This is a genomic window from Vibrio sp. SCSIO 43009 (assembly GCF_023716525.1).
Taxonomy (GTDB): Bacteria; Pseudomonadota; Gammaproteobacteria; order Enterobacterales; family Vibrionaceae; genus Vibrio; species Vibrio alginolyticus.
Map to the genome: position 1 here is coordinate 566,543 of NZ_CP071843.1, position 9,246 is coordinate 575,788.

The 9,246-nt window shown below is 45.5% G+C and carries 6 protein-coding genes; all 6 read right to left on the bottom strand.

Going from position 1 to position 9,246, the window contains the following annotated elements; translation table 11 throughout:
- Positions 1–90 precede the first annotated feature (90 nt).
- From J4N43_RS18235 to J4N43_RS18260, 6 genes are read right to left on the bottom strand one after another with little or no spacing between them, the layout of a single operon-like run.
- A complete protein-coding gene (locus J4N43_RS18235) occupies positions 91–2,229 on the bottom strand; it encodes an ATP-binding cassette domain-containing protein (RefSeq protein WP_053307837.1) in 2,139 nt (712 codons plus the stop codon).
- Positions 2,226–3,812, bottom strand: coding sequence for an ATP-binding cassette domain-containing protein (locus J4N43_RS18240; protein WP_158159388.1), 1,587 nt, complete (start codon positions 3,810–3,812; stop codon positions 2,226–2,228). The genes J4N43_RS18235 and J4N43_RS18240 overlap by 4 nt, the downstream gene beginning before the upstream one ends.
- Positions 3,802–5,226 (bottom strand): TolC family protein, encoded by a 1,425-nt coding sequence (locus tag J4N43_RS18245; protein WP_062730940.1) that lies wholly within the window; start codon positions 5,224–5,226, stop codon positions 3,802–3,804. The genes J4N43_RS18240 and J4N43_RS18245 overlap by 11 nt, the downstream gene beginning before the upstream one ends.
- A complete protein-coding gene (locus tag J4N43_RS18250; RefSeq protein WP_158159387.1) occupies positions 5,201–7,432 on the bottom strand; it encodes an ATP-binding response regulator in 2,232 nt (743 codons plus the stop codon). The genes J4N43_RS18245 and J4N43_RS18250 overlap by 26 nt, the downstream gene beginning before the upstream one ends.
- A gap of 3 nt (positions 7,433–7,435) precedes the next feature.
- Complete coding sequence (locus tag J4N43_RS18255) at positions 7,436–8,785, bottom strand: HlyD family type I secretion periplasmic adaptor subunit (protein WP_005375593.1); 1,350 nt, start codon at positions 8,783–8,785, stop codon at positions 7,436–7,438.
- 9 nt (positions 8,786–8,794) lie between these two features.
- Positions 8,795–9,163, bottom strand: a complete 369-nt coding sequence (locus J4N43_RS18260; protein ID WP_031777210.1) for a hypothetical protein — start codon at positions 9,161–9,163, stop codon at positions 8,795–8,797.
- Positions 9,164–9,246 lie beyond the last annotated feature (83 nt).

Below are 9,246 nucleotides of genomic sequence, written 5' to 3' on the forward strand. Positions count from 1 at the left end.
ACGCGCTTACAGAGTAAATAGTCTCATCGTTTACATTTTTGTCAATGACCGTGCTCAATTATGAATGATGAACCACACCACATTCCGAACTTAACTTAGACTTTTTAAGTACTTATCGGTTAACCCGAAATACTTCAAGTTGCCATCTGGCTCCAAGACTAAGCTCATATTGGAAGTAGAGATCATGCCCGGATCATTCGTTGAGAAAATAACGGTCTTATTGAGTAGTTTGTCGCTGAATAACCGCTTGAAGTAGTGCGAGTTTTCTTGCTCTGCACCATTAAATGGCTCGTCAATGATAATCAAAGATTGTTCGCAGTTACCTAGCCCTAATGCGAGCCGCAGTCTTTGTTGAATACCATTTGGTAAACTTTTACAGATATCAACGCTCAATTGAGTGTCCAGGCCTTGTGGCAACCATGTATCGAGCTCAAAGAAACTCACCATTTCACGCATTTTTTCTGTTGGGATTAACCCATTATGCAAGATGAAGTTAGTCTCCAAGGAGCCTTCAAAAATATGCAGGTTAAACGGGATGTAGTTAATCGAGGTTCGATAGCGGTAACTGTTGAATTGTTTGATGTTATAACCGTCCACCGAAACTGAGCCTTGATAGCGTTCCTCTAGCCCAGCGATAATAGAAATGAGAGTCGTTTTACCGCAACCTGTTGGTCCACAAATCACAACTTTTGCGCCCGGTGGAATTTTAAAACCAAGATTAGTTAAGCCTGTTGCCGCACCACTATAACGATGGCTCACACCAGAGCCGACGATACTACCTTGAAATAGGCGAATAGGGGGGCTTTTCTCTAACGTTAGCTTATCGTCATTCATCGCCATAAGGTTGTTGATTTGCGCAGAAGACGCCTTAATGGATTGGAACTTAGAAATAGAGTTGTAGATGCCCATAATAGGCCCCAACGCCTTCCAGACTAAAATTACGGTAGCAAGCATTGCACCTGCATCGGAGGTGCCGTCCATCACGCCGATAACGGCCGCGACGATACTTGCGGTACCAATAACCTGAATCAAACTCCCGCCTGCTGCCTGAACCCTGCTATTAGTCACTGAAACATGTTCTGCATCGCTGGTGCTTTGTAAATGCGATGCGCTAAAGCGGGACTGGATAACACGCAATAATGGCAAGCCTTGGATGGTTTTTATACCACGAAGAATCTCATTCCATTGGTAAGAAACCATGGCGTTGGCGCGAGAGCTCTTGGACGTGGCTTGCGAGTAGATGTAACGAGAATAAACACAGAACACCAACATTAGAATCAACCCCGCCATAACGACTAGCGCTGCGGTACCAGACATAAGAGCAATGGCAATAATGAATACGATAACAAACGGCATGTCGAAGTAGCTTAATGTTGACTCTGCGGTTACCAAACGGCGGAAAGTGTCGATGTCCTTCAATCGTGCTAACTGAGAAGAGACACCAGCGGTAGATGTCATCGAATAAGGAAGCCACAACAGTTTGGATATTACGTTTTGAGAAATATGCACCGCCAAATCCTTTCCTGATGTGGCGATGATGTTGACCCGCATTTTCTTGAAAAAGTATTCCGAGAACCCAACAATCACAGCAAATAACGTGAGCCAATAAAGCGTGGCTTGCGAGCTAGAGGTTAAGGCGAAGTTGTACACACTCATAATAAAAAAGGGCTGGAGTGCGCCGAGAATGCTGACCACGAAGCTGAGAATAATCAGGCTTTTGAGTTCATTGTTGTAGCGATAAAACGCGTATTTAATCCAGTTACTGCGGTCTTGAGATTCAGGTGGCGGTTCTCGGAATAAGCGGGAGTATTCGCTGATCGAGACCAACAAGCACGGCTTCTTGCAGAGCGGGTATTCAATGGTGTTGTTATTTGTGTAATCAAACAGGATCAGTTTGCCGTCTTTAGTGCCCAAGAAAATCGCAGTGAGGTTTTCTATCTCGATAAAACAAGGATGAGGATGCCCCTCGATGTGCTCCAACGTTTTTAGTTTGGTGACGTCACAACGGTAACCAAGGCGTTCAATCGTAGCGATAAAACTGTCGCTGTCTTTTGGTTTAGGGATAAAAGCGTCGCTGAGGATAGAAGGTGTGCCTTCCCATTCAAGCGCTATGAGGGTGTAAGCTAAACCACGAATCAAAGGTGACTCATTGTATCGCTCGTCATAACTGCGAGCCTCAAAGTCCAACAAGCGCTGAGGGACATTATTAAAATCAACCAAAATACTCATTGGTCACCTCCGGTAAGTTTGACGCGTTTGAGGCGATGATTGAGTTTGTCCATCTTGTTGCTGACGATGATGAGGATTTTGTCGTTGGCGCGATAGGCGGTGCTGGTCAAAACCAATCGAGCAAAGTCGTCATCATAAACACAGTCGATGTCGTCGAAGATCAACACACGTTTGTTCGCGAGTAAGGCACGCACTAACAACAAGGCATAAGCGACTTGGCGCGAGAATGGGTTGCGTAAATGTCCTTTAAGCTCGGTGTAAAAACCAGCGGGAAGGGCATCGATTTGTGCTTTGATGTTCATGGTTTCGCAAAGCGCAAATGCCGTGTTATTTAAGCTCGGGCGGAAACAAGTCAAGTTGTCGATGATGGTGCCTTCGACGAACGAACTGGTTTTGTCGACCATGAGCACGCTATTGCGCCAGACGTTGTAATTGACGTCATCGAGCGGTGTCTCGTTGATTTGGATATCGAGCTTGCTGTCGGTGTTTTGCCGCGTAATGCAATTGGCGAGGTGGGTTTTGCCTGCGCCGCTTTTCCCCGTCAGCAAGTAAGCCTGACCGCGTTCAAACTCAATGCGTTGTTTTTCCGAATACTTCACCGAGATGCGCTCGACTTCCGTCGTGTCGTTTTGTTGTTCTATAGATGCAGCAAGCTCAAGCAGCTCGGCGATACGTTGAATATGAAGCTTGTTCAACTCCCATCGACTCACCGTGCGCATTACTTGCTGGTATGGCGCGAAGTAGCGGTTGGTAAGCATGATGATGGCAGCCATGATGCCTTGGCTCGATTGCATGTTGATAACTGCTGTTGCCAAAACCACCACCACACAAGCGATGGAGAGCTGTTGTATGAGCGACAAGATAAGGTTGAAGTTTGATTCAATTTGCTCGTATTTGATGTTCTCGACTTCACGTTCTTCCACCATTTGTGTCATCAAGCTCTCAACGCGATATTCCATATTGCGCGCTTTGATATCGAGTGGGCTAGAGATGATCTCGATGATTTTAGAAGTAGTTAAGCCTTCGATGTCGGATTTGTTTTCTAAGCTGTTGATTTTCTGCTTGGAAAGACTGAGTGCGAACACCGCCAAAATGATGGAGGCGAGCAAGATGGTCACCCCTGCCCAGATGTTGATCAGACCGATAATCAGAATGGTCAGTATACTGACGGCAAGGTTGATCAATGCCCGTACAGATTCTCCGCCAAAGAAGGATTTAATCTCTGGAATGGTGGCAATACGCTCTAGGTATTCACCGGGTTCTAGACGACGAAACTTCGAAATCTCAGCCAAACAGATGGATTGAAACACCTTGTTGGTTAAGTTGGTTTCGAACTGCTTCATGATCACCGACGAAATCTTCTCTTCCTGATTTTTTAAGTGATAGTCGAGGAGGATGGTGATCAAGATAATGGCAAACAGAAGAAACAGTGTGTCTTTGGCTTGGTTAGGTAAAACACGGTCAAAAATAATCAGGATCGAAAAGGGCAGTACTAAACCAAACAGCGTTGAGATGACCGTGGAGAAAGTCAGGTAACACTTGTCAGCAAAGTGAATCTTTTGGGAAAAATGCTCAGTTTGCATTGCGACCTCCTTTCTTAATCGATGGTTTGGAGAGAAGGTGTTTTGGAACTAAGTCTTGATTGCTTCTGCCTTCGATATCGCTCATCAATTGCATGATGCTTTCGATGGATTGCACCGACAGCATGCCTTTGATTTGCTCAAGATTGATCGATTCAATGATGTAGTCATAACGCGCGCTCTCGTAATCACGTAGCGCGCTAAACAGTTTACTTTCCGCTGCCAGTAAGTCGGTAATGGTTCGCGTACCAAGCTGATAGGCGCGTTGAATGCCTTTGTAGGAAGCGTAGTTGGCACGGATGATGTTCTCGTAACTGCTAATAGCTCGGGAGAAGTCGTTAATGTTGAGTACTGAGGTGTTAACGCTATTGCGCGTCGCGAACAATGAATCTTGGTACAGCAGCTCGGTTCGCTCGATGGCAGTCGACGATTTTTGATAACCGTAGTAATCCGAACCGCCGGAGAAAATTGGCACATTCAAGTTCAACCCGACGCTGGTCGAGTTACTGTCCCCTGTTGCGGTTGGGTCGGTTCGGTCATAGTTGTTCGCATCGTCGTAACGGTAACTGGCAGAGAGCGATACGGTCGGCACAAAGTTTGAACCGCTTTCTTTCAAGCCTCTTCGGCTGCGCTCGACGGTTTTCTTCGCAACCAATAAGTCGTTATTGAGCTTCAAAGCTTGTTCAAGAATCTCACGTTGTTCGGATTCGCTGATTTCCTCCAAGGGAACACTTTCGTAGATGTCTTGTGATGGGGTGACTGGGTATTGAACTTGAATCTCTAAACCGTTCAAAATTACGCGCCGGTCTTTCTCTAAGGTTCTTAAGCGATTGGCAATGCCTTCTTTCTGGGCAATTACCTCATACAACTCGCTCGCCGCAGTGTTGCCAAGTTCCACGTTGCGACGCATTTGGCGCTCACGTGTTTCAGACGATTTAAGTTCTACTTGGGTGGCTTTGATTTGCGCGTTGTTTTTGAGGTATTCGAAATATTGCGTCGCGATTTCAGAAATGGTGCTCTGGATTTTGTTCTCGTGTTTGATTTCCTCAATGTTGAAATCCAGCTTCGCGGTGCCGTATTTGAAGATGTCGCCAAGGTTAAACACCGATTGCGATAAAGACACGCTGTAGCTATTTGAGTTGTAGCTTGAACGTTTATCTGGTGTTCCCGTTAATATGGTCTCGTTTTCATTCCATGTTGTATCAGCGGCACCGTTTAAAGAAGGCAGGAACTTAGAACGGCTAATGTCGATGTTGTATTCGTTTTCTTCCACGCCTTTGTCACTAGCGCGCAGAGATAAATTGTTTTCCAAGCCGAGTTTGACCGCCTCAAGCAAGGTGGTCGCCATTGCCGAAGGAGCATTGCTCAATGTAAGCGCTGCCAATACGCAGCTAGTTAAGTTTCTGTACCGCCACATACTTGTTGATCACCTTGATGATTTCGTCGTTTTTATAAGGTTTGCTGATCACGTAATCCATTCCAGCTTCGATACAAGCTTGGTGTTCATTACTGCTGGTCAATGCTGTCGCGCCTATGATGGTGCAAGGGTTTTGTCCGCTCTCTTGTTCGTATTGTCGAATGCGTTTGGTTGCTTCAATACCGCCCATGCCAGGCATGATGCAGTCCATAAAAATGATGTCCGAGCGCTGATTCATGAAGTGCTGAACAGCGTCTGCGCCATCGCCAACGGTGTCGGCTTCGTATTCTTGCTTGCTCAAAATACGTTTGAGTAGAATCTGTTGAACACGGTCATCTTCCACAATCAGGAATGAGCTGTTCTCCATCTGATCTTCTGAGGCTTCCGCTTCCATGATTGCTAAAAGATTGGGGATAAACTCATACGGAATCGCAGGGGAGTTCAGAATCTTGTCGACAAAGGTATGGCTCTCTTGCGCTTGCTGAGTGCTAGTGACCGAGAGCAGCAACTTGGTGTTCGGGTGATTGCGCAGTTGCGATTTCACCGTTTTGCTCAGTGAGGGCAGCTTGTTTGGCTCGAACGTGTCGGTCAGCATGATGGCATCGTATTCGCCAAAGGTTTTTGCCGCAGAGAAGAGTTCGTTCGGCGTTCGAATTGGCGTAATCTCTAAGCCCAAGTTGACTAACATTTTGCTCATCACATCAATGCGCAGCTGAGAGTTGGCACACAGTAATAGGCGCTTATTGTCGAAGCGAGTTTTCTCGGTGTGGAAGCTTTTGGCTTTCAAATCGAGCTGAATTTGAAAACGTTCCTGATTGCCCGATTGATACCAATGGCTCTCGTAATAGCCATAATCTTTCAACACGCTTTTCGCCAAATCGTCTTTGGTTGCAGTGTGCTGTTTATGGTCGCTCCAGTGTAGGGTATTGAGCTTGGCAAACGGCACATCCAGCGTGGTTAAGAAGTTTAGATTGATGGTCAGGCGGGTATTTTCAATGTCTGACGCCGCACCTGATTCAATGGTGACAAACAGTTTCTTGTCGGCTTTGAGTTGGATGGCATTTGATAGCTGAAGGAACAACACCCAGAATAAGCTGGTGGATTGTCCTTCAACACGGTTTGGTAAGTTATCCGAGATAAAGCAGTCTAGCTCACCTTCATTTCGCTGCACTTTTGAACTGATGTGAATCATCAATTCAGACAGTACATTCAGTAGTGAAAACTCTTTCGATTTGCTCTCGGTCCCTTGTGAAATGAGTCGGTTGTAGTTCTCTGCCAATTCAGACAGGGTATTGGCAGCCGAGGTTATATCTTGCGCCATCAACACGCCGCTCTCATCGGTCTCTTGAACGAGATATTGCACGCCGCCGTTAATGGTGTTGGTGATGCCACGAATCTCGTAACCAATCAGAGCATAGAGCTGCTTGTAGAGATCGTTATTGCGTTTTTGCTCTTCGAGGTTGCTGAAAATCAGTTTTAGGTGTGAGTAGATCTGACGCTGCTTCGGATTGATGCTCACTTCATTGAGCAACTCTTCCAGCCTTTGTAAATCCAGTTGTTTGAGCTCTTGATAAAGCCCATCAAATTCTTGGTCAATGTCTCGCTCATTCGAACTGGATTTTTTCAGTTTAAGGATTGCCACCAAGTTCGATAGCACTGCGATACCAACCAGTACGACAACGACCACAAACAACCAAATGAAGAACTCGTTTTTCTCCATCATTAGGTCGCTCGCATGGTTGTTAAATATGGTCCGGTAGTTGTCGTCCATTTGTAGGTAGTTATTGGTGAGCGAGAGGTATAGTGCCAACACATCGTCGCGTGTTTTTTGGCTGTCTGAGAAGCGATTGATTGCCAGTTCAAGCTGCGTGTATTCGGTCGCGCCCACCAAGCTAAACTCGGTTTTGTTGAGTGACGCGAGCGACTTAAATTGGTCAATTTCGTCTTTCAGAACCTCAAAATCAAGCTCTGTTGTACTGCAATAACGTGCGCTTAAACAGCGTTGAAGCGTTTGAATATCAAACTCGATAGTTTGGTTGAGCTGTTGAGCTTGAACCAACAGAGGCGCGTTTTGCACTTTCTCGACTGAATCCACTTTTTCCCAAGAGATATACAAATAAAAGGCGAGGGCAGCCAGCATCAAGCTGAAAGCGATGCTTAGGCGCATAACAGGAACGGAAATATTGTAAGAAGGTTTGCTACTCATCCATCACCTCTCATCGAATGCGTCTTCGATAGCCGACATAACCGGCTTCGCTGCGTATTCGATCACCCGGCGTGAACCTGTTTTCACGTCTGCGGTAAACTCCATATAAGGGGACAGCTTGTATTGTGTGCCTCCGCGCTCTAGATAGTTTTGACTGATTTGGATTTCCGCGAGATAGAATTCTGCGTCTTCTTCTTCATAAGAAGAACGGCTGATCGATGCAATTCGACCTTCCAAAAATCCGTATTTGGCAAAGTTGTAGGTATCCATCTTCACTTTGACCGCTTGTCCGATTTCTACAAAACCCATGTCTTTACGCGGGATCTTCGCCTCTCCGTGAAGGGCGTTATTGATCGGTGCAATGTCCGCGATGCTTTCACCTGGCGGTATCACAGCGGAGCGGAAGTTGAAGTGCACTTTATCTACTACACCGTCAATAGGGGCGTAAACCACGAGGCGATCCACTTTATCTGAGTGTTGAGGACGTAATATACGCTTCAACTTTAAGTCCTTGTTTGCTTGAATGATTTGTGCTTGATACTCGGCATTACGATTCTCCACCAAGTCTCGGTACTGCTTCTCTAGTTTGTCGAGTTGGAAGCGCTCATTCATGACCGACTCATCAAGGTTTTCTATCTCACGCACCATGTTTGACTCTTGAACCTGCATATTCAGAACATCGACGTAAGACGCCATTTCCTCTTTGTACAAGGTGTTCTTAATATTGAGCTGCTTGCGTATCAAGGAGAGCTGGTTCTCGGAGCTTTTACGGCGCTTGAGCATTGAATCAATAAGCGAATTCTTATGTTGGATATCGTGAGTGATCAACTCTTCATTGGAACGGTTTTTAGAAAATTCTTGCTGCCAGGTATTCATGTTGACTTGCACTAATTCTGGGTACTTTTCGATGTAGGCAGAAAAATCGGGTTCCACCATATCGCGCAGGCTTTCGTAACGAATCTTGTCTAGCTCTAGCTGAATGATCTCTGTGTTTACCGTATCGAGTTGAGTGTTTCTATCCAGAGAGCGAAGGCGTGCAATAGGCTGACCTTCGTAAACTACTTCGCCTTTGCGCACTAGCATTTCTTCTAGAATACCGCCTTCAAGGTGTTGCACTTTTTCGATGTCAGATTCGAGCAATAGCTCACCGCGCACCGACACCACAATGTCGATACGAGCCTGAGATGCCACGGCGATAGCCACCATGGAAAGCAAAAAGATAACCAGCAAGGTTTTGTGTACGCTGGTCATTGCACTGGCTAGCACGATTGTATCGTCTGTTGTTACCTTCGAAGCTTCGTTGTTCGAAACGAGCGCCTTTTTGAGGTGATGTTCTATTTGCTTATTACTCATGAGCCACCCCTACGATTCACTACCTGTGCGGCTATCGATTGAATTTTCGATTTTTAACAGCTGGCTAATTTGTTTGTTTACGTTGTTAAGCTCGGTTTTAACGTCCTCAATCAATTCATTAGGAGCAGGGAAATGGTGTTTGTTTAAGTGTTCAAGCTTTGCCAATTTTGGTGGTAAGTCGTCATCACATAACAAGACGAGAATGGTCTTTAGTCTTTTTGAATAACATCTGAGTGCTTCAAAACGGTTTTGTTTATGCAGCATCTCAATATCAATCCCTGCGTCACTGAAATCTTGGTAAAAATCGCCTAATAGCAATTGCAGCCCTTTATGGCTGTTGTCGACTGAGCGCAACAGATTTGTCATATTTATCATTATCCCACCGCACTAATTGCTTTAATGACAACAAGTAAGGATCTTTATACTGGGTTTTCAAATTTTTTTGTTTTTATGGAACTCGA